This window comes from Metabacillus indicus LMG 22858 (assembly GCF_000708755.2).
Taxonomy (GTDB): domain Bacteria; phylum Bacillota; class Bacilli; order Bacillales; family Bacillaceae; genus Bacillus_P; species Bacillus_P indicus.
In genome coordinates this window covers 195293-220725 of record NZ_JGVU02000002.1, presented here as the reverse complement: position 1 = coordinate 220725, position 25433 = coordinate 195293, and the positions used below count along the sequence as shown (strand labels likewise).

General features: G+C 44.7%; 25 protein-coding genes. 3 read left to right on the top strand and 22 right to left on the bottom strand.

Annotation, left to right across the window (positions count from 1 at the left end; all coding sequences use genetic code 11):
• Nucleotides 1-32: 32 nt before the first annotated feature.
• From murD to AZ46_RS04255, 14 genes are all read right to left on the bottom strand, one after another.
• Nucleotides 33-1382 carry a UDP-N-acetylmuramoyl-L-alanine--D-glutamate ligase gene (gene murD, locus AZ46_RS04320; protein WP_029285014.1) on the bottom strand — a complete coding sequence of 450 codons (1350 nt, stop codon included), beginning with the start codon at nt 1380-1382 and terminating at the stop codon, nt 33-35.
• A gap of 1 nt (nt 1383) precedes the next feature.
• Nucleotides 1384-2358, bottom strand: a complete 975-nt coding sequence (mraY, locus tag AZ46_RS04315) for a phospho-N-acetylmuramoyl-pentapeptide-transferase (RefSeq protein ID WP_029285016.1) — start codon at nt 2356-2358, stop codon at nt 1384-1386.
• A gap of 90 nt (nt 2359-2448) precedes the next feature.
• Complete coding sequence (locus AZ46_RS04310; RefSeq protein WP_029285018.1) at nt 2449-3918, bottom strand: UDP-N-acetylmuramoyl-L-alanyl-D-glutamate--2,6-diaminopimelate ligase; 1470 nt, start codon at nt 3916-3918, stop codon at nt 2449-2451.
• Between the two features lie 263 nt (nt 3919-4181).
• Nucleotides 4182-6125, bottom strand: coding sequence for a stage V sporulation protein D (locus AZ46_RS04305; RefSeq protein WP_029285020.1), 1944 nt, complete (start codon nt 6123-6125; stop codon nt 4182-4184).
• 122 nt (nt 6126-6247) lie between these two features.
• Complete coding sequence (locus AZ46_RS04300) at nt 6248-8449, bottom strand: penicillin-binding protein (protein WP_029285021.1); 2202 nt, start codon at nt 8447-8449, stop codon at nt 6248-6250.
• Between the two features lie 2 nt (nt 8450-8451).
• The gene (gene ftsL / locus AZ46_RS04295) at nt 8452-8817 is read right to left on the bottom strand and encodes a cell division protein FtsL (protein WP_029285023.1); all 366 of its coding nucleotides are present in this window, start codon (nt 8815-8817) and stop codon (nt 8452-8454) included.
• 29 nt (nt 8818-8846) lie between these two features.
• On the bottom strand, nt 8847-9779 hold the full coding sequence (gene rsmH / locus AZ46_RS04290) for a 16S rRNA (cytosine(1402)-N(4))-methyltransferase RsmH (protein WP_029285025.1): 933 nt from the start codon (nt 9777-9779) through the stop codon (nt 8847-8849).
• Nucleotides 9780-9863: 84 nt separating this feature from the next.
• Nucleotides 9864-10295 (bottom strand): division/cell wall cluster transcriptional repressor MraZ, encoded by a 432-nt coding sequence (mraZ, locus tag AZ46_RS04285; protein WP_029285027.1) that lies wholly within the window; start codon nt 10293-10295, stop codon nt 9864-9866.
• Between the two features lie 123 nt (nt 10296-10418).
• Entirely contained in the window at nt 10419-12044 is a 1626-nt protein-coding gene (gene bshC / locus AZ46_RS04280) for a bacillithiol biosynthesis cysteine-adding enzyme BshC (protein ID WP_029285028.1), read from the bottom strand.
• Between the two features lie 89 nt (nt 12045-12133).
• Nucleotides 12134-12523, bottom strand: a complete 390-nt coding sequence (locus AZ46_RS04275) for a DUF3397 family protein (RefSeq protein WP_029285030.1) — start codon at nt 12521-12523, stop codon at nt 12134-12136.
• On the bottom strand, nt 12520-13398 hold the full coding sequence (locus AZ46_RS04270) for a 2-dehydropantoate 2-reductase (RefSeq protein ID WP_029285032.1): 879 nt from the start codon (nt 13396-13398) through the stop codon (nt 12520-12522). Before AZ46_RS04270 ends, AZ46_RS04275 begins: the two co-directional genes overlap by 4 nt.
• Nucleotides 13399-13539: 141 nt before the next feature.
• Complete coding sequence (locus AZ46_RS04265; protein ID WP_407656359.1) at nt 13540-15078, bottom strand: acyl-CoA carboxylase subunit beta; 1539 nt, start codon at nt 15076-15078, stop codon at nt 13540-13542.
• A 20-nt stretch (nt 15079-15098) separates the two neighbouring features.
• Complete coding sequence (locus AZ46_RS04260; RefSeq protein ID WP_029285035.1) at nt 15099-15314, bottom strand: acetyl-CoA carboxylase biotin carboxyl carrier protein subunit; 216 nt, start codon at nt 15312-15314, stop codon at nt 15099-15101.
• 76 nt (nt 15315-15390) lie between these two features.
• Entirely contained in the window at nt 15391-16725 is a 1335-nt protein-coding gene (locus AZ46_RS04255) for an acetyl-CoA carboxylase biotin carboxylase subunit (RefSeq protein WP_029285037.1), read from the bottom strand.
• A 195-nt stretch (nt 16726-16920) separates the two neighbouring features.
• Here AZ46_RS04255 and AZ46_RS04250 point away from each other — a divergent pair, with 195 nt between their 5' ends.
• Nucleotides 16921-17400: an N-acetyltransferase gene (locus AZ46_RS04250; protein WP_029285038.1), complete on the top strand. Its 480-nt coding sequence runs from the start codon at nt 16921-16923 to the stop codon at nt 17398-17400.
• Nucleotides 17401-17435: 35 nt separating this feature from the next.
• On the opposite strand, the gene AZ46_RS04245 is transcribed toward AZ46_RS04250, so the two are convergent.
• The 5 genes from AZ46_RS04245 to AZ46_RS04225 form a co-directional block, all read right to left on the bottom strand.
• Nucleotides 17436-18044, bottom strand: coding sequence for an RsfA family transcriptional regulator (locus AZ46_RS04245; RefSeq protein WP_029285040.1), 609 nt, complete (start codon nt 18042-18044; stop codon nt 17436-17438).
• An 87-nt stretch (nt 18045-18131) separates the two neighbouring features.
• Nucleotides 18132-18914 carry an enoyl-CoA hydratase/isomerase family protein gene (locus tag AZ46_RS04240; protein WP_029285041.1) on the bottom strand — a complete coding sequence of 261 codons (783 nt, stop codon included), beginning with the start codon at nt 18912-18914 and terminating at the stop codon, nt 18132-18134.
• Between the two features lie 123 nt (nt 18915-19037).
• Entirely contained in the window at nt 19038-19211 is a 174-nt protein-coding gene (gene rpmF / locus AZ46_RS04235; protein ID WP_029285043.1) for a 50S ribosomal protein L32, read from the bottom strand.
• A 72-nt stretch (nt 19212-19283) separates the two neighbouring features.
• On the bottom strand, nt 19284-19805 hold the full coding sequence (locus AZ46_RS04230) for a YceD family protein (protein ID WP_029285045.1): 522 nt from the start codon (nt 19803-19805) through the stop codon (nt 19284-19286).
• A 53-nt stretch (nt 19806-19858) separates the two neighbouring features.
• A complete protein-coding gene (locus tag AZ46_RS04225; protein WP_029285047.1) occupies nt 19859-20095 on the bottom strand; it encodes a hypothetical protein in 237 nt (78 codons plus the stop codon).
• Nucleotides 20096-20390: 295 nt separating this feature from the next.
• Here AZ46_RS04225 and AZ46_RS04220 point away from each other — a divergent pair, with 295 nt between their 5' ends.
• Nucleotides 20391-21620: a nucleotidyltransferase gene (locus AZ46_RS04220; RefSeq protein WP_029285049.1), complete on the top strand. Its 1230-nt coding sequence runs from the start codon at nt 20391-20393 to the stop codon at nt 21618-21620.
• A gap of 82 nt (nt 21621-21702) precedes the next feature.
• Here AZ46_RS04220 and AZ46_RS04215 read toward each other — a convergent pair whose 3' ends face one another.
• Nucleotides 21703-22725 carry a SepM family pheromone-processing serine protease gene (locus AZ46_RS04215; protein WP_029285051.1) on the bottom strand — a complete coding sequence of 341 codons (1023 nt, stop codon included), beginning with the start codon at nt 22723-22725 and terminating at the stop codon, nt 21703-21705.
• A complete protein-coding gene (locus AZ46_RS04210) occupies nt 22709-23548 on the bottom strand; it encodes a patatin-like phospholipase family protein (RefSeq protein WP_051827082.1) in 840 nt (279 codons plus the stop codon). Before AZ46_RS04210 ends, AZ46_RS04215 begins: the two co-directional genes overlap by 17 nt.
• 141 nt (nt 23549-23689) lie before the next feature.
• Between AZ46_RS04210 and ylbJ the strand changes: the two genes are divergently transcribed.
• The gene (gene ylbJ, locus AZ46_RS04205) at nt 23690-24904 is read left to right on the top strand and encodes a sporulation integral membrane protein YlbJ (protein WP_029285054.1); all 1215 of its coding nucleotides are present in this window, start codon (nt 23690-23692) and stop codon (nt 24902-24904) included.
• 46 nt (nt 24905-24950) lie between these two features.
• Here the strand turns inward: ylbJ and coaD are convergent, their stop codons facing one another.
• Complete coding sequence (gene coaD / locus AZ46_RS04200; RefSeq protein WP_029285056.1) at nt 24951-25433, bottom strand: pantetheine-phosphate adenylyltransferase; 483 nt, start codon at nt 25431-25433, stop codon at nt 24951-24953.

Sequence of the window (25433 nt, the reverse complement as noted above, 5' to 3'; positions counted from 1 at the left end):
TATAATGGAATTAGGGCGCGTGTACGAGCCCTTTACTTTAGCTTATGCACGGCGTTCTCAAACATGTCTCCTCTTTGTTCAAATGTTTTATATTGATCCCAGCTTGCACATGCCGGGGATAAGAGTACGATGTCGCCTTCCTGAGATAAGCTGAACGCCGCATAAGCCGCCTGTTCAACATTATCGACACGTTTAACCTCTTCTATTCCCGCATCTGCTGCTATTCTCTCAAGCTTTGGCGCAGTCTGGCCAAACGTAATCAGAGTTTTGACATTCCCGAGGAAAGGAATCAGTTCATCAAATTCATTGCCGCGGTCAAGGCCGCCGGCAAGTAGTACCGTCGGTGCATCAAATGCCTGGAGAGCTTTTGAAGTAGCCAGGATATTCGTAGCTTTTGAGTCATTGTAATATTTAACGCCATTTATCGTGCGGATAAACTGCAGACGGTGTTTGACCCCTTTGAAAGAAGTCAGAACACGGCGGATGGCTTCTGTTTTTGCACCGCTCAGTTTCACCGCACAAACAGCAGCGAGAATATTTTCAAGGTTGTGTCTGCCTGGAAGAACGATCTCTTTTACATCAATGATTTTTTCATCGTTGAACCAAACGGCACCGTCTTTGATGTACGCTCCTGATTCAAGCTCTTTTTTAACGGAAAAGAAAATCTTTTCCCCATTACCGGCGGCAGCTGCTTTTACAACCTCGGCATCATCCGCGTTGACAACAGCAAAATCACTGTTCTGCTGGTTGGCATAAATTCTTGATTTTGCAGAAGCATATTCTCCTCTCGTGCCGTGATAATCAAGATGGGCATCAAACAAGTTCAGCATCAGGGCAATTTTAGGCCGGAATGTTTCCGTTCCCATCAGCTGAAAAGAAGAAAGCTCTGTAACGATGATACTGTCTTTGTCTGCTTTCTCTGCCACTTCACAGGCGACTGTTCCGATATTGCCGGCGATGAGTGACTTTTTCCTGTCAGACAGCAGCATTTCATGGATTAGGGTCGTCGTCGTCGTTTTCCCGTTGGAACCGGTAATGCCGATCATGTCAGCTTCTGAGATTAAATAGGCTAGTTCAACTTCTGTAACGATTGGAATTTGCATTTCCAGCGCTTTTGCAAGCAGAGTGTTTGAATATGGAATACCGGGATTTTTCACAATGTATTCTGCCCCGTCGAGGAGTTCAGGCGGATGGCTTCCGCACACGACGCTCAGCCCCATTGCCTCAAGCTCCTGCGCTGATTCGTTTTCTTCCAGCGGCAGCATATCATTGACCGTCACGTGCGCACCCAGTTTATGTAAGAGCCTTGCTGCAGCCAGGCCGCTTTTTGCGAGCCCGAGCACAAGGACATGTTTGTCTTTAAAATCGTTAATTTGTTTCATGTTATAACCACACCTCTACGTAAATTCCAAGAACGGCGAAAATCAGCCCTACTGACCAGAACGTCACGACAACTCTCCATTCCGACCATCCTGTCAGTTCATAATGGTGATGAAGGGGACTCATCTTAAAGACGCGCTTTCCTGTTGTTTTAAAAGAGATTACCTGAATAATAACGGAAAGAGTTTCAATAACAAATACTCCGCCGATCAGAACAAGCAGGATTTCAAGCTTGGTTAAAATGGCGATGGTTACGATTGCTCCGCCTAGCGCAAGAGATCCTGTATCTCCCATAAATACTTTTGCGGGGTGAGCATTAAATACGAGAAATCCAAGAACAGCCCCTACGACTGCTACAGAGAAAATGGCCACATCATATTGAGATTGATTCCATGCAAGAACAGCAAATGCTCCAAACGCAATGGCAGCCGTACCTGAAAGCAGACCGTCGAGACCATCCGTCAAGTTAACTGCATTAGAACCGCCGACAAGCATGAAGACAATAAGCAGCACATACGCCCATCCAAGATCAACACCGAGCTCAGTACCCGGAATGCGGACCTCTGAAGAGAATCCAAACTGTCTGAAAACGATATAGAAAATAACAGCAATAATGACTTGCCCGAGCAGCTTTTGTTTCGATGTTAGGCCGAGGTTGCGCTTCATCACAACTTTGATGAAATCATCCAAAAACCCGAGAAGGCCGTAACCGAACGTAACAAATAAAAGCAAATACATTTCAACGCTTGGTTCTGCAAATTTGTAGCTCATGACAATGGTTGTCACAATGACAGACAAGATAATCATGATGCCGCCCATCGTAGGCGTTCCTGATTTCTTCTGATGCGATTTTGGCCCTTCATCCCTGATGCTCTGTCCGAATTTAAGCCTTCTTAAGAAAGGGATAAAGATGGGAGATATCAGAACACTGATTAAAAAGCCCATTAGTATTGTAAAGATGATAATTTGTTCAAGCATGTATAGATCCTCCCTGGTATCACTGCAGGACGCAGGCCCGTAAGCCTGAGCGTCCCTGTTTCATTCATAAAGTACGGATAAGTCCGCCGGTTATTGATTTAATTTAGATTGTACCGCACGCAGCGCAACCTCGCGGTCATCAAAATCGAATACCTCTGATCCGATAATCTGATACGTTTCATGACCCTTGCCTGCAATCAGGATCACATCCCCCGCTTTTGCTTCATTTACTGCGTAAAAAATCGCATCTTCCCTTTTTTCGATCGTATGGAAATAGGCTCCTTCAACACCTTCTTCCATTTCCTTAAGGATAGCAGCAGGCTCTTCGCTTCTTGGGTTATCCGATGTGAAAATGGGCTCTTCTGCATACTTGACAGCTATTTGCGCCATGATGGCCCGCTTCGTCCTGTCTCTGTCCCCGCCGCAGCCGACAATGACAAACGTTTTTCCTGCAGCAAACTGCTTTACTGTTTTCAGGACATTTTCAAGACTGTCAGGTGTATGGGCATAATCAACGATGACAGAGAAATCCTGGCCTCCGTCAACGACTTCAAATCTGCCTCTTACCCCTTCAATCTCAGCCAGTGTCCCGGCAACAATTTCAAGGCTTACACCAGAAGCAAGACACGCTGATGCAGCAGCGAGAGCGTTATAAATGCTGAATTTGCCGATGAGTTTCATTTTGATGTGCTGTGAGCCAAACGGTGTGACAAGGTCAAATGCCGTTCCGCTTGGAGACATGACGATGTTTCGTGCAGATACATCGCATTCTGAATCAATCCCGTATGTGAGAATATGGGCTGCTGTCATGCTCATAAATTCGCCTGATGCAGGATCATCTGCATTTAAAACCGCCGTTTTGGGCTTATCCGGGTTAAATGTATTGCCAAGCTGAGAAAACAAGAGCCCTTTGGCTGCACGGTACGCATCCATTGTCTCGTGATAATCCAGGTGATCCTGGGTAAGGTTTGTAAACACGGCTACATCATAGTCACATCCATGGACGCGGCCCATATGGAGAGCGTGAGATGAAACCTCCATCACACCATGGCTTACTCCTTTATCTGCCATTGTACGGAATGTTTTTTGAAGGGTCAGGCTCTCAGGTGTCGTATTTTTGACACTCAGTTCTTCATTGCCAATCTTTATGTACATTGTTCCAATCAGGCCGGTTGTTTTCCCTGCATTTTCAAGAATTTTCTCAATCAGGTGTGTCGTTGATGTTTTTCCGTTTGTTCCTGTTACGCCGATCAAATGCATGCCTTGTGTTGGATGGCCGTAAAAAGCATCTGCAAGAAGCGCCATCGCACGCTTAGTATTTTTAACAACGACAACAGGCACCGGCAGGTCTAAAGGTTTTTCAGACAGTACAGCGGCTGCGCCGTTCCTTACGGCCTGCTCTGCATAATCGTGTCCGTCAACCGTATATCCGCTGATGCAGATAAATAAGCTGTCCTGCTTTACTTCCCGTGAATCCATTTCAATCGAGAGAATTTCCGGATTTTCCTCCACATTCCATTTTATATTCTGAAGCTGCGAAAGCAGTGTGTGTAATTTCATTTTTACCAAATCCTCTCAAGAACCAACAATAGTTTCTGTCTTTATTTTAGTCGTGCAGCAAATCGTCCTTTTCCATATACGGCCTGCCGGCATACCGGCAAATGGTCATCCTTTTGTCAGAAAAACGCACAGTACCTATTTTATCTTATCTTCGGTAAAAGAGCCATATCCGCACTAAAAAATGTGCGGGGGCAGAGCTGTTTCTCCCCAAACAAAAGCGAGGCAGTCACGTTTTGTGAATGCCGGCTTCAGAACATATGCGTTTAGTCATTGTCATCTGATTTTTTGCTTCCTTTTCCTAAATAAAGACGAAGTGTTGACCCTTCTTTCACCTTTACGCCTGCTTGAGGCGACTGCTGAACAACTGTATCTCCGGATCCTGCGATATCAAGTTTGAGATTCACCATCTGCTCCCTGAGTTCCTGCGCTGTAAGCCCTACAACATTCGGAACGCTCACAAGTTTTGTGTCTAGCCATGTGTATTCCTTCTCGATTTGGTTTTTCCGCGGTTTCACTCCAAGCTCCCTCAGGCTGTCTTCCATAATGTTTCCGACAATCGGGGCTGCAACCGTTCCCCCGAACTGCACAGTGCCCTTAGGATTATCGACTGCTGTATAAACGACGATTTCCGGGTCGTCTGCCGGAGCAAATCCAATGAATGAAACAATATAGTTGTTCTTCATATAGACACCGTCTTTTACTTTTTGAGCTGTCCCTGTTTTTCCGCCTACACGGTACCCCTCAACAAATGCGTTTTTCCCTGTTCCTTGGGCTACTACACTTTCAAGTGCATATCTGATTTGCTTCGACGTTTCTTCGGAAATGACTTTGCGCTTTGCTTCGGGTTCTGTGCTGCTGATCACATCTCCTGTAACAGGGTCGATCCATTCCTTAGCTATATACGGGGTGTAAAGCGTACCTCCATTTACAGCTGCCGCAACGGCTGCAACCTGCTGGATCGGTGTAACGGATACCCCCTGTCCGAATGCGGTCGTTGCCTGTTCCACCGGTCCTACATTTTTAACATCAAACAGGATTCCCCTGGCCTCTCCCTGAAGATCAATGCCTGTTTTTTGGCCAAAACCGAAGTTTTGGATGTATTTAAAAAGGGTGCTGGTTCCAAGTCTTTGACCAAGCTCTACAAAACCCGGGTTACAGGAGTTCTGAACAACTTCAAGGAAAGACTGGCTCCCGTGTCCTCCGCGCTTCCAGCACTTTAATCTGGCCCCGCCAACCTCCACTGAACCCCCGTCATGAAAATGCTCTTTCTGCAAATCTACTTTTTTCTCTTCAAGTGCAGCTGCAAGTGTAATGATTTTAAATGTTGAACCAGGCTCATAGGAACTCCATACAGGGAGGTTCCGGTTATAGATGAGCGGATCGACATTCCGGAAATCCGCCGGATCAAAATCAGGTCTGCTTGACATCGCAAGGATTTCGCCGTTTTTCGGATTCATCGCGATTGCGATCATGCCGTCTGGATTGTATTGTGCCTGTGCATTATCGAGTTCCCTCTCGACGATCGTCTGCACTTTTGAATCGATTGTCAGTTTTAAATTCAGGCCATCCACCGGAGCGGTATATTCATCAGCCTCTTTTGGCATCCTTTTCCCTTTAGCATCAGAATAAAACTTCACATATCCCTTTGTTCCTTTCAGCTGTTCATCATAATACGACTCCAGTCCAAGCAGGCCCTGATTATCAATTCCTGCAAATCCGAGTACGTGCGAGAGGTAGCTGCCGAACGGATAATGGCGTTTTGAATCCTCCGCTATGTAAACACCTTTTAAACCGAGTGCCCTGAGTTCTTTTGCTTTTTCATGAGAAATCTTTCGGCCTTCGGGATTAATTCTCTGAATGGATTGCTTCTGGGTGATCAGTTCATAAGCACGTTCTTTCGGCATATTTAGAACAGCTGCAAGCTTTTCTGCCGTGCCCGCCGGGTCCTCGACCTGCCTCGGCACAACGAGAACAGACGGAGCACTCATATTCGTCGCAAGCTTCACGCCGTTCCTGTCCAGAATCTCGCCCCTCTCCGGCTCAAACGGAATGTTCCGGCTCCAGGAATCCTTCGCCAGGGCTGTCAGTTTGTCTCCAATAAAAAATTGAACGTATCCAAGGCGGATATCGATAATAAGAAAAATCAGAAAACCAAACATCAGCACCATTGCAAGCCGTTTGCGCACCGTCACATTTGAAACTCGCATATATTTTCCTCCTTACTTAAGGCTCGTTCAAATATATGCTTGTACCGTGAGTGCTAGAACTTTGACTGGACAACTAGGAAAAAGCAAAAAGAGAGCCCGTCCAAAGCGGTCCGGGCCCTCTCTTATTCTGTTTCAGTCTCTTCAGATTCTTCCGTTTCATCACCGGAAGCCCCCGCTGGACTTTGAAGTTTCACCGTCACCCGGTCATTTTTCTGAACACGTTCACCTTTTTTGATTGTTTGAGAGGCAGCATAGCCATTCCCTTTTACCTCAAGCTCTAAATCAAGGAAATTGGCAAGCTTCATGACATCCCGCGATGACCATCCGGTAAGATCAGGCATTGACATTTTCCCGTCTGTCTTCAGAAAAACCCGCCCGTTCGCGATCAATCTCGAATCTTCTTCGGGGTATTGTTCAATCACTTCATTGCTGCTGCCGAGAATGACGGCATTCATCTTATTGTCCTGCAGCCATTTTTGTGCAGCTGTGACACTTTCCCCTTCAAAAGAAGGAAGCTCAGAGCCTACTTCTGTCTCCGCTTTTTCCGGTTCTTCTTCCACTTCTTCAGTCGGCTGGATTTTCATATACTGAAGACTGTTTTTCATGACAGAGTTAAACACGGTCGATACGGGCATTGAACCTGTTTCCGTATCTTTAAGCTGCGGCTTTTGCACCGCTACATAAACAAGGAGTTCAGGGTCTTCTTTCGGCGCCATTCCGAGGAATGAGAACACAAAATTGTTTCTGCCGGTCAGATATCTTCCATCACTGCCTGCCATCTGGGCCGTTCCTGTTTTTCCGGCCACACTGTAGCCTTCAATTTTGTATGGTTTTCCTGTGCCTTTTTCGGAACTTACGACTGTTTCAAGAATGTCGAGCACTTCTTTTGAGGTTTTTTCCGAAATTGGCGTTCCCGCTGTTTGCGGTTTGTTTTCTTTCACCGTTTTTCCGCTGTCAGGATCAACAATTTTATCAATGATGTACGGCTTCATCATTTTGCCGCCGTTAGCAATCGCCGTAGCTGCCTGCACCTGCTGAATTGGCGTTACAGTGGATCCCTGGCCGAAAGCGGTTGTTACTTTTTCAATATCATACTTGTAATTGAAGACTCCGTTTGCTTCATTGGGAAGATCGATTCCCGTTTTTTGATTCAGTCCGAATTTCTCCATGTAATTCATAAAGCGGTCAGGGCCAAGCTTTTCTTTTGCAAGAATAGCCATCGCGACGTTAGATGAACGCTGAACACCTTCAAGGAAAGTAATCGTCCCCCATCCGGTTTTGTTATGGTCGCGGATTCTTCCGCCTTCTACTTTATAGGCGCCGGATTTATACAACTCGTCCCTATTGAAGACACCCTCTTCTATAGCTGCTGCCACAGTGAAGATCTTCATAGTTGAGCCGGGCTCAAAAGGATAGGCCACTGAATCATTATAATAGTTATTAATATCACGGACGTTAGGGTCAAAGCTCGGGCGCTGCCCCATTGCCAGTATTTTTCCTGTTTTCGGATCTGCGACAATTCCGATGATTTTTTCAGGTTCATATTCTTCAGCCGCTTCGTTCATCGCATCTTCAAGGAATGTCTGAATCTTTTGGTCGAGTGTCAGATAGACCGTATCTCCATTATCTGGAGCAACAATCTTTTCCTCGCCGTTTGGAAGCTTGAACCCCTGCTTGTCGCCTTCAAATGCCATATATCCGTCTTTTTCCTGAAGGAACTTATCAAGGCTTTTTTCAATTCCAAACATGCCGATAGTTTTCTTTGAACCTTCTTCTCTTTGGGCATACCCGATAATATGTGATGCAAAGGTGCCGTTTGGATAATACCTGTGCGTATCACGGATAAAACCGATACCCGGAAGGTTTAATTTCTCAATTTTGACTTTGAGTGAATGACTGATGTTTCTGCCCGCTGATCCAAATTCGACCTGATCGGCATCTTTTTCAAGGATATCCTTGACTTCACTGTTTTCCATATCAAGGAGGGGAGCAAGCTTTTCCGCCGTTTCCTCAGGGTCAAATACATGTCTTGGTTTTTTTGGAGAAGTGGTCATTTTTTCGTCAAGTACAGCGATCAGAGTGTACGTATTTGTATCCTCGGCAATCACTTCACCTTTTCTGTCTACAATGGAGCCCCTGCTTGCTTCTATTGTCCGCTTTCTTTCATACTGTTCCTGGGCCCTTGCGGCAAGGACTTCCCCATTTACTTCGCCTGTTGTCTGCAAATACAAGAAACGGATGACTAAGACAAAAAAGAGCAATGCAAATATTAAGGTTAATATTGCTGCTCCTCTGTTCATATTGATATTTTTCGGCTGATTCATGATTAGTCATTTACTACTTTCACTTTATTCGTATCAAGCTCAAGTCCAAGGCCTTTAGCTATGCCCATTATGCGCTCATAGCTGCTTAGCTCTTTTACCTGTACGCCAAGATCTGCGTTTACTTTCTGCTGATCCTGGATTTTTGCTTCGATTTTCTGAACGGCCACATTTCCCTTGTAGACCGCGACGCTATTTGAAACAATTTGAATGGCTGCAAACAGCAGAACAGATAAAAAGGCAACGATCAGCACTTTTTCGCCGATTGTGATTGTAGGTCTTCTTTTGATGACCACAGATTGCTGCTGTTCGGGCATTTGCTTATGCTGCTCTTGCCTTTGCTGCTGGATTTTCACAGCTAAATTACTCATGAACAAAACCCCCTCGTTTCATCTATTTTTTACAGTTTTTCAAGTATACGCAGCTTGGCTGATCTTGCACGATTGTTTTCTTCAAGCTCTTCTTCAGATGGTGTAATCGGTTTTCTTGTGATCAGTTTCACTTTAGGCTTGAATTCATCAGGTATAACCGGCAAATTAGGAGGCAGTTCCGGTAATGAAGCAGCTTGCTTGAATGCCGTCTTGCAGATTCGGTCCTCTAAAGAATGGAAGGTAATGACACTGACTCTGCCGCCGGGTTTAATCATTTCAACTGCTTGTCCGATCGCTTCTTCAAACACTTTCAATTCATCATTAACCGCAATTCGGATCGCCTGAAAAATCCGTTTGGCAGGATGGCCGCCTTTGCGTCTTGCAGGTGCGGGAATGGCATCCTTAATTAGTTCCACCAGCTCTCCGGTCGTCCGGATCGGCTGAATTTCCCTTGCAGCTTCAATTTTCCTTGCTACTTGTTTAGAGAACTTTTCTTCTCCGTATCTGAAGAAGATTTTAACCAGCTCTTCATAGGTCCACCCGTTCACGACATCATAGGCGGAAGTCCTTGCGTTCTGATCCATTCTCATATCAAGAGGTGCGTCATGATGATAGCTGAAGCCTCTCTCAGGTGTATCTAATTGCGGCGATGAAACTCCGAGGTCGAATAAAATGCCGTCAACCTCTGTTACACCAAGGTTTTCAAGTTCTTCTTTTAAATGTCTGAAATTGCTCTTAATAAATGTTACTTGTCCTTTGTAGGACTCTAATAGCTTTTCTGCATGCGAGAGGGCTGCATCGTCCTGGTCAAAAGCGAAAAGGTGCCCTTTTTTTGAAAGCTTGGACAGCAAGTAAGAACTGTGTCCCGCTCCGCCTAATGTGCAGTCGACATATACCCCATCTTCTTTGATGTTCAAACCATCTACCGTTTCATGCAATAATACTGTTTTATGTTGAAACATTGTTGCTACCACCTTTATCAGATTCGTACGTACTTGGGATGCTGATTTTGACATTGCTATTACTCATTGTTGCACAAGAGATTATTATATATCAAAACCAATCATATTTTCAGCAATTTCGGCAAATGAATCTTCCTGTTCGGCTACATATGTATCCCAAATTGCCTTATCCCAAAGTTCGATCCGATTTGATACTCCGATAACAACACACTCTTTTTCAAGCTTTGCATACTGCAGAAGCGGTGCAGCCAGGTTTATGCGCCCCTGTTTATCAAGCTCGCATTCAACAGCACCCGAGAAGAAAAACCTTGTAAATGCACGTGCGTCTTTTTTTGTTAATGGAAGGGCCTTCAGTTTTTCTTCGATCATTTTCCATTCACTCATCGGATAGCCGAACAAGCATTGATCGAGTCCTCTGGTGATGACGAAAGTTTCTCCGAGTTCTTCGCGGAATTTGGCTGGAACGATCATGCGGCCTTTTGCATCAATCGTGTGATGATATTCACCCATGAACATGTCCGTCGCCCCACTTTCTTCCTCTCGGTCACCACTTCCCCCCACTTCTCCCCACTTCCTATTCTACACGTTCTTTTCATAAAAAAAAACCCTGTATTCCACAGGATTTCAGAAATTCGTTCTTTAAATTTTGACAACTTTATGATGGAAGTTAAAAGAATAGCGAAGCTTCACGATTTCGTGCACAAAATGGGGTCCATATTTATTCAAATAATAGTAAATATTCCATGTTCTCTCCTGAAATCCGCCATTTGGCTGGAGAGATTTCGCGATTCTTGTGAATTTATCCAATTCTGCGCGGTGCTTTTGCTGAATTTTTTTGTCGACGTAAGATTGAAGCAAATCAAGCTGAGACTGAATGAAAAATGCATTTTTCTCAAGAAACGGTTCCAGACTAGCGTCTTTTGATACTGCTGACTCCCGCAGGTTTTTGTGAATCCGTTCAATCTCGGTCTTTGCTTGAGAAATTTCAGGGGTCAGCTGAGAAGGCTCCATTTTTGCAAGCCACTCTTCACGGACTTTGTCAGCCCCTTTTGAAAACAGGTCATCGATCGTAAGTGAAACTTCCCTCATGTCCGATTCAATGGACCGTTCAACAATGGTGATATTCAGCCTTGGCACGACAGGCGGCATGTGAAAGCCTGCTGTATCAAATACTCTCTTAAGCTCTGCCCAGTAAGAAATTTCTCCCGGCCCTGCGATAAAGGCAAGTGTCGGAAGCAGATATTCCTGCATGAGCGGCCTTGTGACAACATTGTTGCTCAGCCTCTCTGGATATTGTTCTGCAAACTGCTTCAGTTCCGCCTCTGTAAACGACTGACCTTCGGCCGAAAAGACGGAATCACCTGTACGCTTCAGAAGCAGACGGTCACCTTTGCTGTCATGGTAGAAAAGATTTGCGCTCGTGTGATCGGCTTCAATGATCGGCTTGTAGCCAGCTTCTTTCATGAATGCCTGCTGAGCTGAAAGGCTCTCAGACAGCTCTTCATTTTTCAAGATCAAATGCTGAAAAAATCCGGCTTCCATTTTTCTGAGCTCAGGATCTGAAGAGTTAATGAGCACCAATCCGTAATCCGAAAACATTTCATATGTAAGATGTTCGAAAAACTCTGTATATGTGGCTGAAACAGACAATGTTTGTTTGAGGCTGTTCATCAGCTCCATTGTATAGTCGGTTTCCCCGAAAGTTTCAAAAATAGAGCAGATAAAGTTCCAGCATTCCTCGTGGTCGATATTCTTATAGAACACAGGAATCTTTTCATTCATGGCTGTTTTAACAGCCTTCTTCTTGATAACCCCGTTTTGAGAGACATGCAGATGATTGACCTCAGCAAAGTCATGGTCTTCACCCGCCACCCAGAAGACTGGAATGACCGGAACAGAGAGCTTTGCTTCCTGCTGCTCTGCAAGGACGAGAATTGAGATGATTTTGTGAATTGTATAGAGCGGTCCTGTCAGAAGACCTGCCTGCTGTCCCCCGACGACAACAAGACTTTCCGGATCTTTTAAACGCTCAATGTTCCGGATCACAGGTTCCTTGTCCTGAAAATGCTTTTGGTGGTACCTCAAAAGATAGGAGGACAGCTCTTCTCTTGCGAATGTTCTATTTTTCAAATCCTTCACTCTTTGTTCATAAACGGTGTCATCCGTAATGCTGTAGTCAAAGTAGTCCGCTGTATTCAGCCTGCCGCTGATCAGATCTTCGACTAATCGGTTTGAATGGCGAAGGGAGAGGTCAGTAATCTCCATTTGTGTAAACTTCCTTTCCGGGTTATGTAAGCATCCGAGAAGAGTATAGCATTTATCCGGCTGAAAAGAAAAAGACTTTGCCTGCACCTTCAGATATATTCGAGTATCCCTCTTACTGCTCCGAATACCGCAAGAATGGTTGATAGCGGAAGGAGAATCAGAAAAGAAAATCGCCAGCACTTTTTGAAGGCTTTTGACAGCGGCACAGAAGAGCTCGATCTTATCATATAAATGAGAACAGCAAACATCACAAGCAGCAGAAACAGAAAAATGCCCCCGTAAACAGCGGTATCAGATAAAACAAGCAATTTAAAATAAATGGAGAGCGCGAACAGAATGACAGCAGCATCTGCTGCATACAGCATACCCCTTTTTACATTTCCCGTTACAGCTGATAAAACAGCGACCAGAATGAGGAAAGTAAGTAGCGGCAGAGACACGGCAAATGCTGCCAGATTTATGATCCATTCGCCGTTCATTCTTTTTCCCCGCCTTTAACTGCATGATACAAAAACTCAAGCAGAGGAACCCGGGTATTCTGCTTTTTTGCCTCATCAAGCAAATAGCCGATAATGCCGTCAATCTCTGTTTTACGGCCTGCTTCCGTATCCCTGAGCATGGACGACCTGTTCTCCGCCGTCCTTCTGCAGATCTCCATCACTTTTTCCCACTCGGCATTTTCATCCGTTATACCCAAAATCCCGGAAGCTTCTTTAAATACCGATTTAGCCATTCTGCTGTAATGCGGGTTTTCAGTAAGCTCACCGTTTTTCACTTTTAAAAGTGCTGTCAGCGGATTAATCACTGCATTTGCAAGCAGCTTTCTTGAATGTGATTCTTTCCAGTTCCGGGCAGCTTCAAACGGGAAACGTTCTGAATGAAGGTCCGTAAGTGTCAGAGGAGGCTGATCAGGGAAAAGAGAACCCACTTTAATGACACCCGCACCCGTATGCGCGACAGTCGCATCCCCCGTCTTTAAAGATCCATGTTCGACAGAACCGATATAGACATTATGTCCTTCAAGAGATTCAAGCATTGGGATATGCGACATGCCATTTTGGAGAAACAGGAGGTTTTTCCTTTCTTTCGTTTCTTTTAATAAAGGAAGAACATCGCCAAGCTGATACTGCTTGACCGCTATTATCAGCAGAGGCTCTTTGAAATCCTTGCCGGAACGCGCTTTCACATCTTTTACAGTTGTTTTCTGATCGCCATGAATAAGGATTATTCCTTTTTCATTGATCAGGTCTGACTGTTCTTTTCTTATCGTGTAAACTGTGACTATGTGCTCTTTAGCTAAGTAAGCTGCACAGAGCATTCCCACAGAGCCTGTGCCGATAATGCCAATTTCCATATAAGCATCCCACCGTTTCTCATTCGTTTCTTTATCATAACAAAATAGTAAAAATGTTCCTATAGCTATTCCGCCGCATGTTAGGTGAAATTTTCGCCAAATAAAAGAAAACAAGCCAGCTCTTGACTGGCTTGTTTATAATCAGACCGGATAGACCGGATGCTTGCGTTCGCCGAATGGAATGGCTTTCGTTTCATAAAGGGAAAATCTTGAGATCAGTTCTTCTCTCAGATTATCAGCAGAAACAATATCATCCACAATCATTTCTGATGCGAGCTTATAAATATCAATATTTTCTTTGTATTCCTGCTGCTTTTCAAGAACAAACTTCATTCTTTCTTTCGGGTCTTCAATTTCATTAATTTTGTTTGAGTAAATGGCATTCACTGCTGCTTCAGGACCCATAACGGCGATCTGCGCAGTTGGAAGGGCGATTACACAATCTGTTTCAAATGCAGGGCCTGCCATCGCATAAAGTCCTGCACCGTATGCTTTTCTCACAATCACGGAGATTTTAGGCACAGTTGCCGAACTCATCGCTGCAATCATCTTTGCCCCGTGGCGGATAATGCCGGCACGCTCCACTTTCGTTCCAATCATGAAACCCGGCACATCGGCAAGGAACAGGAGCGGAATGTGAAAAGCGTCTGCCAGCTGCATGAATTTTGCCGCTTTGTCGGCGGAATCCACAAAAAGCACGCCTCCTTTTACCCTCGGCTGATTCGCGATAATGGCCACGACTTTCCCGTCCAGTCTCGCAAATCCTGTGATGATTTCAGGAGCAAATAATCGTTTGATTTCAAAAAAACTGCCTGCATCAATAAGTGAATCAATGCATTCATACATATCAAACGGCGCATTCTGATTGTGAGGCACAATTTCTGTAAGCGGTCTGCCCTGTTTTGGCAAAACAGGTTCTGCTTCTTTCGTCACGCTCAGATAGTTTTGCGGGAAGTACGTCAAATAGCGTCTTGCTTCAAGAATCGCCTCTTCTTCTGTTTTCACAAGAACGTCACCGCATCCGCTCACCGAACAGTGCATTCTCGCACCGCCCATTTCCTCTAGCGAAACTTTTTCCCCGATGACTTTCTCGGCCATGCGCGGAGATCCAAGATACATGGAAGCATTCCCGTCAACCATGATCACAATATCGCAAAAAGCAGGAATATAAGCTCCCCCCGCAGCTGAAGGCCCAAAGAGGAGACAGATTTGCGGGATGCTGCCGGACAGCTTTACCTGATTGTAAAATATTCTGCCTGCGCCTCGGCGGTTTGGGAACATATCAATTTGATCCGTAATTCTGGCACCTGCAGAATCAACCAAATAGAGGAGGGGCACTTTCAATTTTTCTGCTGTTTCCTGAATGCGGATGATTTTTTCAACGGTTCTGGCACCCCATGATCCCGCTTTGATCGTCGAGTCATTAGCCATCACGCAAACCGTTTCTCCGTTTATTTTTCCGACAGCGGTCACAACTCCATCAGATGGAAGATCGCCTGCCTGATTATTGGCGAACTTGCCGTCTTCTGTATACTTTCCGTTGTCAAACAGCCTGTTCAGCCGTTCCCTGACAAACAGCTTGCCCTGGGCATTCAGTTTGTCGTGATATTTAGGGTGTCCGCCGGCTTCGATTTCAGCTGTCTTTTCTTTAAGCAATTTTTCAAGTTCATCAACTTTCATCATTTGGAATCCCTCCTCCATTAAGGTTTTAAAACAAGCAGAACGTCGCCTTCGTTAACAAAATCCCCAGCTTCTGCTTTCACCTCTTCCACTGTGCCGTTTCCCGGACTGTCGAGGGGGATCTCCATTTTCATTGACTCTAGCATGATCACATCTTGTCCAGCCGCTACTTCATCACCTGCTGCCACTAATACATGTAATACCGTTCCTGCCATACTTGCTTTAATTTCGATCATGTTTAAATCCTCCATTCATGGTGTTTGGTTACTTTATTCATGTTTTTTGAATCTGCTGAAGCCTTTCAGCACTCTCTTATGCCAAAACGGCCGTCTGCAGGAAGGACGTGCTGTATGTGCCCTTTTTAAACTGACTGTTTGATAAGATCGTCAGAAATAACGGAAGATTGGTTTTAATTCCTTCTATTTTAACTCCGTTCAAAAATGTCTCGGCTTTAGCTAATGCATCCGGACGGTTTTCACCGGTTACAATGATTTTTGCAACTAGCGGATCATAAAACGGTGTGACTGTATCCCCTTCTGCATAGGCACAGTCGACAATGACTCCGTCCATTTCATTAAATGTAAACGCTTTAATTAAACCTGGTGACGGAATGAATTTCACAGGATCTTCCGCATAGAGCCTGAACTGGATGGAATGGCCCTCTTTTGTGATCTCAGGCTGCAAGAATGGAAGCTTTTCTCCTGCCGAGGTCCTGATTTGCCATTCAACAAGGTCAAGTCCTGTTATTCCTTCTGTCACCCTGTGCTCCACTTGAAGTCTTGTATTCATTTCAAGGAAATAGAAATTTTCTTCTTCATCCACAATAAATTCAATCGTGCCGGCATTTATGTACCCTGCATGAACGGCTGCAGCAACTGCAGCAGCGCACATTTTTTCCCGGGTTGCTTCAGACAGATGAGGCGATGGTGATTCTTCCACCACTTTTTGGTTTCTGCGCTGAACAGAACAATCCCGCTCAAACATGTGCACAACATTCCCGAACTCATCACCAAAAAGCTGAATCTCAATATGCCTTGCTTCTGAAATGAATTTTTCAATAAACACATCATCATTTCCAAAGTAAGCTTTTGCTCTCGTCTTGACGGAAGCAAAGGATTTTTTCAAAGCTTCCTCGTCATCGCAGCGCTGCATGCCGATTCCTCCGCCGCCTCCGCTTGCTTTCAGCATGACCGGATAGCCGATCTCAGAAGCATATGCGCATGCTTCGTCCATATCAGCAAGTCCTGAGCTTCCCGGCACGACGGGAACACCTGCTTCTTTCATTGTTTTCCTAGCCGCTACTTTGTCACCCATTATGGCAAGTGTCTCAGACTTCGGGCCAATAAATTTAATCCCTTTCGCCTCTGCCGCCTGGGCAAACTCGGTATTTTCGGACAAGAAACCATATCCCGGGTGAATGGCATCCACTTTTTCACGGACTGCTATGTTTAAAATATCATCTTTTAATAAGTAAGATTTCGCTACAGGCGCTTCACCGATCCTGAATGCATAATCAGCTGCCTTTACAAAAGGCAGTCCTTCATCGGCATCCGAATAAACAGCAACCGTTTCTATCCCCATTTTTTGACACGTTTTCATAATCCGGAGTGCGATTTCTCCCCTGTTTGCAATTAAAATTTTCTTCAATATTCTCCCCTCCCATGATGATAAGAAAATCCCCACTAAGTACATTTCTCCATCTTTTTAAAGATTCCTTCCCGAAAAATGAAAACGCATACGAAAACCTTTCTTAATTTTCTGAGCATGGTATAATAAATGCAAAGCTTTACCATTTTAATGATCTTAAACGCAAGATTCATAGGCTGCAAGGGGGCATAAACCATGTTTAAGGTAGAAAAATTATTAATAAATTTTAAAACGCTGGAAGAATTTAAGAAGTTCAAAGAGTACGGGCTTCAGGAACTCTCCATGCTTGACGATCTTCAGGACAATATCATTGAAAATGACAGCAATTCACCATTTTACGGGATTTACTTCGGGGATAAGCTTGTCGCCCGCATGAGTCTCTACCGTGTTGATAAAAGGTTTGATGTTTACTTTGAACCTAAGCAGGATTATCTGGAGCTTTGGAAGCTTGAAGTTCTGCCTGATTATAAACGCAAGGGCTGCGGCACGGCGCTTGTTGAATATGCAAAATCCTATGGTGTGCCGATTAAAACAAATCCGCGCGTGAAATCCGGGGAGTTCTGGTCAAGGATGGGATTTGAGCCGGTAACGTATGATATGGAGCGCGATAAGGGAGAAAATCCTCTCGTATGGTATCCTGAAGGAGTATCAGAGCAAAAAAGCGAAAATGCATAAAAAATAAGAAATGACCGCTTGTCAGCGGTCATTTCTTATTTTTCTGTCCGTTCTATTTTTCCGTTCTGGTCCACTTGAAAATTCACTTTTCTGCTTCGTTCATCATCTCTCATGACAGCTATGTTTCTCGCTTTTTCCATCATTTCAATCAGCATCATATAATCCTCTTCCACCATCTTAAGATTATTATGAATCGTTTCTTTTTCTGACTTAGCCTGTTCAAGATCATGTTCAAGCTGCTTTATGCGCTGAGCCAGTTTTTCATTTTCACTCTTGAGCCCTGCTGGACTCCCTGAGTTCTCATAGTTTTGCAGAAAGGCAATGACATCCCCTAACGTCAATGCGCCCGCTTCAGCAGGTTCGTGATCAGCTGTGCTTGAAGCCTGTTTTTGAGGCTGGTCGTTCGGTTCCTGGCTGCGCAGCTGTTTACGCTGCGTCTTGGCAATCTCAATTGCAGATTTATATTGCTTTCTGACATACGAATTCCAGCGGAAACCGCATGCAGCTGCCGTTCTGGACAATTTTCTGCCGACATCTTCGAATGCAGCAAGCTGCGTGCCGCCTTCCCGGATTTGTCTGAGTACGATCTCTGCCAGCATTAAATCCTCATCCTGTGTCCAGGCATCCTGCCGTGTAGTCGTCATTGTCTGTTCCCCCTCAATGCGCATTTTTTACATACTTATGCGCCTGCTAGAGTAGATAGACTAATTGACAATGTTTTAATACATGACTTACAAGCTCTTTTTTGCCGCGTCATTTTTGGCGAGGAACTTCTGCACCAGCCGCATATGTTCTTCACCTGTCCAAAGCTTTGCACACTGACGGATTTCTTTGTTCATACGGTCCCTGAGTCCTGTTGCCATCCACTTTTCAACCTGCATTTGCTTATAAGCTTTCAGCACCGGCGGGAAAGATACAAGCGACTCTTTCACATAGCGCAGCGCTTTGGATTCAAAGTCGGAAGCTTCAAGAACTTCTGAAGCAAATCCCAGTTCTTTTGCCTTTAGTGCCCCTAATTTTCTTCCGCTCATCAGCATCGTCATAGCAGCATCATGCTGTATTTTTTCAAACAGCAGCGTGCCGCCTCCCCAGCCGGTCGTGATTGCCTGACTGCCCTGAATAAAGCCGAGGTCGGCACCAACGCTGACCAGCCTGAAATCAGCAGCCGCAGCAATCTCCATTCCGCCCCCGACAGCTGTTCCGTTAATGAGGGCAAAGACCGGAAGAGGAAAAGCAGCGATCCGGTAAAGAATATCGCCCATTCGTGATAGCATTTCAAATGCTTCCTCCTCCGTCTCAAGGGCATGAAAAACGGAAAGATCTCCGCCTGAGCAAAAAGCCTTTGTCCCGCTGCCGGTTATCGTCAGTGCAAGAATTCTTTCATTATCCAGTGCGCTAGCAAGAATCTGGCTCAGTTCATTCATGACATCAAAATCTATGGCATTTCTCCGTTCAGGCCTGTTCAGCGTAACCTGAAGAATACCCTCGCTTTCGACTGCTGTTACTTTCCCCATATGCATCCCCTTCTTGCCGTTATTATCTCCCCTCTTATTTTATAGGAAGGATAAGAAGCAAACCAGCACAAACACAAAAAAAAGCAAGGACCCTTTAGGATCCTTGCTTTTTTAATGAAGCTGTTATTTGCTTACAACTTCTTTTCCTTTGTATGTTCCACATTCTTTACATACGCGGTGAGCTAATTTCACTTCACCACAGTTTGGGCATGCTACCATACCAGGCACTTGCAATTTGAAGTGTGTACGACGCAGTCTCTTTCTCGTTTTAGAAGTTCTTCTAAAAGGTACAGCCATTATTCCCACCTCCTTACAGAGTTTCGTTAAAACAGTGTGTAACAGCCTATATATAAGTGCTAAACAATAGCATCAGCTGTCTTGATCATCGAAAAATTTCGATAACCCGGCAAGTCTTGGGTCAATCTTGTTTTTGTTCTCTTCTTCAGAGATCACTTTCCAATCTTTTCCCTCTTGCGGGGCAGCCTGATCATTTTCTTCAACAGAATCGCTAAAAACCTGCATCGGCACTTCCAAAAGAATGTTTTCTTTAATAACAGGTATTAAGTCAACGATATCTTCCTGAACGTGATGGACATCTTCTTCCATCTCGAAGTCTGCATTCGGTTTTAATAAAAACGTTTCAGTTGTATGAATTTCGAACGGAAATGGAACATCCACCAGCGTTCTTGCACAAGGGAGAATCAGCGTGCCGGAAAGCGTCAGATGAAAGACAGCTTTTGAAGAGCCGAGATCTGCTCTGCCTGTTACTTTAACAGGAGAAATATCGCGAACTTCAGAAAGAGCGCCTCTCATATCGGTTAACTGGATCGTTTCATCAATCTGCAGTCCCTTGTTTTGCAGTTTGTTCAATTCATTAATAGACCATTTCATATGGTATCACCTCAAGGCAACAAAGGTAATTATAGCTTTCGCAATAATATTTGTCAATATTTTTTCTTTACAGTGTTTAGTATACATGAATAAGCATTTAAAGCAAAATATTCGGGGCAAAAAACACGTTTTTTTATGTCAGGTGCATGGAGGATTTTTTTCAGGAGGAATTCATTGTGCAGTAATATGAAATCTTTTTTTGACCTTTTAGGTCTGCTGCTGTTCTTTGAACGGTCATATGCGGCTTTCTTTTGACCCCTCAGTTCAGATGTTTCTCTCTGAACGGTCATATGCACCCTTCTTATGACCCCTCAGCTCAGATGCTGCTCCCTGAACGGTCATATGTAGTCTTCTTATAACCCTTCAGCTCAGATGCTGTTCTCTAAACGGTCATATGCGCCCTCTTTTGAACCTTCAGCCACCACCCTTTTCACTGAAGGGTCGTAATACAATCCTTTTTGCTACCTCAAGCTTCAAACCGGTCCCTCAAAAACAGCAGAACAGCTTTTCAAAGAACCGAACTTGACTTCCTCTGCTTCAGGAGACATGATTTATGTAAAACATTTGGTTTGGAGGCATGCCCACTTGAAAGCGGTTGGATTGGTTGTGGAATATAATCCGTTTCATAACGGACACCTTTATCATCTTGAGGCTTCGAAAACGGCTTCTGGTGCAGATGCAGTGATTGCCGTGATGAGCGGCAACTTTCTTCAGCGCGGCGAGCCTGCGCTTGTCTCAAAATGGGCTCGTACGAAAATGGCATTAAAGCAGGGTGCAGATCTTGTGATTGAACTCCCTTATGCCTATGCAACTCAAAAAGCTGAAACCTTTGCAGATGGTGCCATTTCCATTCTTGAAGCACTCGGATGCAGCAGTGTATGCTTCGGGAGTGAAAACGGGGAGATTTCTCCTTTTCTTGAAACAGCCGAGCTGCTGAACAGCCATCATGCAGAGTATCAGCAGCTGGTTAAACAGTTTATGAAAGAGGGCATGAGCTATCCCAGTGCCCAGACCTCAGCATTTCTTTCCCTGGAAACAGATTCACGCCCGCTTGATCTGTCCCTTCCAAATAATATTCTGGGGTTTCAGTATGTCCGTGCGATCCAAAAGCAGAAAGCATCCATGCGTCCCCTCACAATCAAACGGACCGCTGCAGGCTATCATGATGAGGATTTTAATTCTTCTCCGATTGCAAGTGCAACAAGCATAAGAAAAGCGCTGTTTTCAGATGAACAAAAGGATATTTCCCCCTTTGTTCCATCGTCTACAAACGAGCTTCTGCGTGAGTATGAATCAGAGCACGGCGTCCTTCATCACTGGGAAAACTATTTTAACCTGCTGAAGTATACGGTCTGCACGATGAGCATGGAAGAAATGAGACAAATCTATGAAGTTGAGGAAGGCCTTGAAAACAGGGTCAAATCTGTGATTATGCATGCGGAATCTTTTAAAGAGTTCATGGAACAGCTTAAAACGAAACGATATACGTGGACAAGACTGCAGCGGATGTGCCTTCATCTTTTAACACGGACAACGAAAGATCAAATGCAGCAGGCAGGCGGACGCGCTCCCTATTTAAGACTGCTCGGAATGTCGGATGCAGGCAGGTCCTACTTAAACAGTGTGAAAAAAAACCTGGAGACGCCGCTTGTTTCTGTTCTTTCATCATTCAGCCACCCGCTGCTTGATCTCGACATCAAAGCTTCAGCGGTTCATGCGATGATTCTGCCTGAACCGCTGAGATCCCATTGCATAAAACGGGAATATTCCACTAGACCGTTTCAGTATGACAGGGAGAAAGGCTGTTTTTTGTAGAACTTAGTTCAGTTGAGGTTTATATACGAAAAAAACCACGCAGAAATGTTCCGCGTGGTTTTTTCACGAGCTGACGCCCGTTTTATTTCACGTCCAGCTTTTCCAGATAAGCGATTGCGTCGTCAAAAGTGTCTATAGGTACGATTTTCATTTCTGTGCCTATTTCTTTTGCCGTCTTGACCGCTTCCCTGTAATTTGACGTTTCAATGCCCTCTTGATTTGGAGCAAGGAAAATATCTGCACCTGATTTATCGGCAGCCACAATCTTCTGCGAAATCCCTCCGATCGGACCGACTTTTCCATTGTCGTCAATGGTTCCGGTTCCTGCAATCTGATGGCCCTTTGTGAAATCCTCTTTTGTGAGCTGATTATAAATTTCAAGCGACATCATCAGTCCTGCTGAAGGCCCGCCAATATTGCTTGTATCAAGCGTAATGTCCGGATCGGTTTCAATTTCCCTGTCCGTTACAAGAGATATGCCGATTCCCACTTTTTTCGGATCGTTCGGGAAGGTGTCAGCCACAATCTCTGTTTTTCCTTTTTTCCCATTGCGTTCATATGTAATTTCGATTGTGTCGCCTTTTTTCTTTTTGCCGACATATGCAATAAATTCTTCAGCTGTTTTAAATTCGCTGCCGTCAACTTCAAAAATTCTGTCGCCGTTTTTCAGCTTGCCTTCAGAAGGCATGTCTTTTACCACCTGCATGACGTAAATTCCCCTGAAAAGATAATCTACCTTTTTGCCCGCTTTTTCATAAGCAAGCGCAACCGCTGATTCCTGAGAAGATTCCATCATATGAAGCTGCCGGTCCAGATACTCATCATCTGATTCACCTTCCTGGACAACGTCCTCAAGAGGAAGGATTTCGTGATACGGGAACACAGAAGCTATGGCGTAAGAGAAGATGTTGGCTCTTCCAAAACCTACGGTTGTAAGGGAAAAGCTGCCTTCCTCCTCATAGCCGCCCTCCACTTCAATAATCGGCTCAAGCTCCGTAGCCATTCCGGGCTTCGTTATATAAAAAGGAAGCTTAATAAAATTCAGCACCGCTGCCAGAATGATCCCTATAAGGATCGCTCTTACCAGTTTAGTATTCTTCTTCATCCTGCTGAGACCCCTTCCAGCTCTCTATAAGCAATTTTATTTCCTCTACATGCTTTTTTGCTTCGTTTTCACCAATTTCAATGATTTCTTTAATGTTTTTAAAGGCTTTGGAACTGTACTGCTCGACATGCGGACGAATCATAATGTCAGAAGCAATTTTTCGGTGATGAACAAGTTCATCCTGCATAATATCAAGGCTCTGCAGAATAACATCAAAGATGGATGTAATTTCTTCTGTCTTTTTCACGCGGGAAACGTCCACTGCAATGACGAGATCTGCCCCCATTTCCTTGACAACCGATACGGGAATACGATCGACCACTCCGCCGTCGATGAGCAGTTTGCCGTCAATTTTTTCAGGAACAAATATGCCTGGAATCGCAATGCTTGCCCTCACTGCATCTGCCACAGGCCCTTTTGTAAAGATGACTTTTTTTCCTTCATACAAATCCGTTGCCACAATAGAGAGCGGGATTTCGAGATCTTCGATATTCATCCCTCTTGTAAAAACACGGATAAATTCCTTGACGCGGTTTCCGGCAATGAACCCCATTTTCGGCACAGTAAAGTCAAGATAGTATTTCCGTTTGAACATCACTGCAAGTTTATATAAATGCTCAAATCCGAGCCCCGTTGCATAAAAACTCCCGACAAGCGCGCCCATGCTGCTTCCGGCAATCATATTGACAGGTATTCCTTCATCGTTCAATACTTTCAGTACTCCGAGATGTGCAAATCCGCGCGCTCCCCCGGATCCCAGTGCAAGACCAATTTTAGGTTCTCTTTTCAAAGAGATACCCTCCTCTGATGTCAATTCGTTCATTAGTCAATTCTATGGTCTAAAACGGTCCCCTATTCTCGTATATTGAAGTATCAAAGAGTGTACAACCCTGCAGGAAGTCTGATTTTATTTTATCACTTCCTGCTTTCAAAAGTATAGAAAGAAGCAAGAGGGGGACGCATGTTGAATTCATCTAAAATGAAGACACTCGTGCTTGGATGTTCGCTTTTCATCCTTGCATTTGCCATGATCATAAGCCCGAAGGTTTCCTTTACTGCTTCTAAGGCAGGGCTTGAATTATGGTGGGGAGTTGTTTTTCCGTCTCTTCTTCCGTTTTTCATTCTCTCTCAGCTATTAACCGGCTTCGGTGTTGTTGCCTTTATCGGCGTGCTTCTTGAACCAGTTATGCGGCCGCTGTTCAGAGTGCCCGGCATTGGCGGATTTGTCTGGGCGATGGGATGGGCTTCAGGGTCTCCGGCAGGCGCTAAACTGACTGCAGAGATGAGGAAGAAACAGCAGCTTACTGCAGGAGAAGCCGAGCGGCTAGTTTCATTTACAAACTCATCAAATCCCCTGTTCATATTCGGTGCTGTAGCGATCGGTTTTTTCAACAATCAGGCACTTGGTCTCCTGCTTGCAGCTGCCCACTACTCCGGAAATCTTGCAGTAGGTCTTACAATGAGGTTTCACGGCAGGGACAGCCAATCTGAAAATCAGGACAAATCAAGAAAGATTCCGTCCATTAAACAAGCTTTTGATGAAATGCACAGAACACGGCTGGAAGACCGGCGCCCAATTGGCAAAATGCTTGGCGATGCCGTTCTTTCATCCATCCAGACGCTTTTAATGGTAGGCGGCTTTATTATTTTATTTTCTGTCATAAACAAACTATTATCCCTTTTATCTCTGACAGATGCAGCGGCTGCAGGATTCAGCCTTATTCTCGCTTCTGTTCATTTATCGGCTTCTCTTGGTCTTCCACTCGTTTCAGGGTTATTTGAGATGACTCTTGGCAGTCAGCTTGTGAGCACGGTTGACACAGACTTGCTTCAAAAAGCAATTGTCGTCAGCTTTATGCTCGGCTTCAGCGGATTGTCCATCCAGGCGCAGGTGGCAAGTATCCTTGCTGATACAGATATCCGTTTTCAGCCGTTTTTCGCTGCAAGGATCCTGCAGGGCATTTATGCGGCATTTTTCGCCTGGCTCTTCTGGAAACCGCTGTATTTGGGTGTTTCCGGTTCAGAGGTTTCCGTCATTCCTGTATTTTTAAGGGAAGATGCGCCGGTTGTGCTTGGTTCCGTCTGGTCCGTGCTTACGCAAACAGGTCCTGTTATTACACTTTTCTCATTATCCGTCTATGTCATCATCTATGCCAAGAGAATGCTTCAGAGAAAGTGAAGAATCCTCATAAAAAAGAGGCCTCAATTCATGAGACCTCTTGATTTTATTTGTTGAATTTTTGTTTAAGGGCGTGTTCAACAGGTTTTGGAACAAGCTCTGAAATATCTCCCCTGTACTTGGCCACTTCTTTTACAATGCTTGAGCTGAGGAACGAATACTGATTGTTCGTCATCATAAACAGGGTCTCAACATTCTCATCAAGCACTCTGTTCATGGATGTGATCTGCATCTCATATTCAAAATCCGACACTGCACGGAGCCCTCTTAAGATCGTGCTTGCTTTTTTGCTGTTTGCATATTCAATTAGAAGGCCTTTAAACGACTCCACCGTGACATTCGGCATATCCTTTGTCACTTCCTGCAGCAGCTCGATGCGCTCATCCACATTAAAGAGCGGATTTTTAGAAGAATTATTCAGGACGCACACATAAACATGATCAAAAACTTTTGCTCCCCGTTTAATAATATCCAAGTGTCCGTAAGTCACAGGATCAAAGCTTCCCGGACAAACTGCAATGCTTGCCAT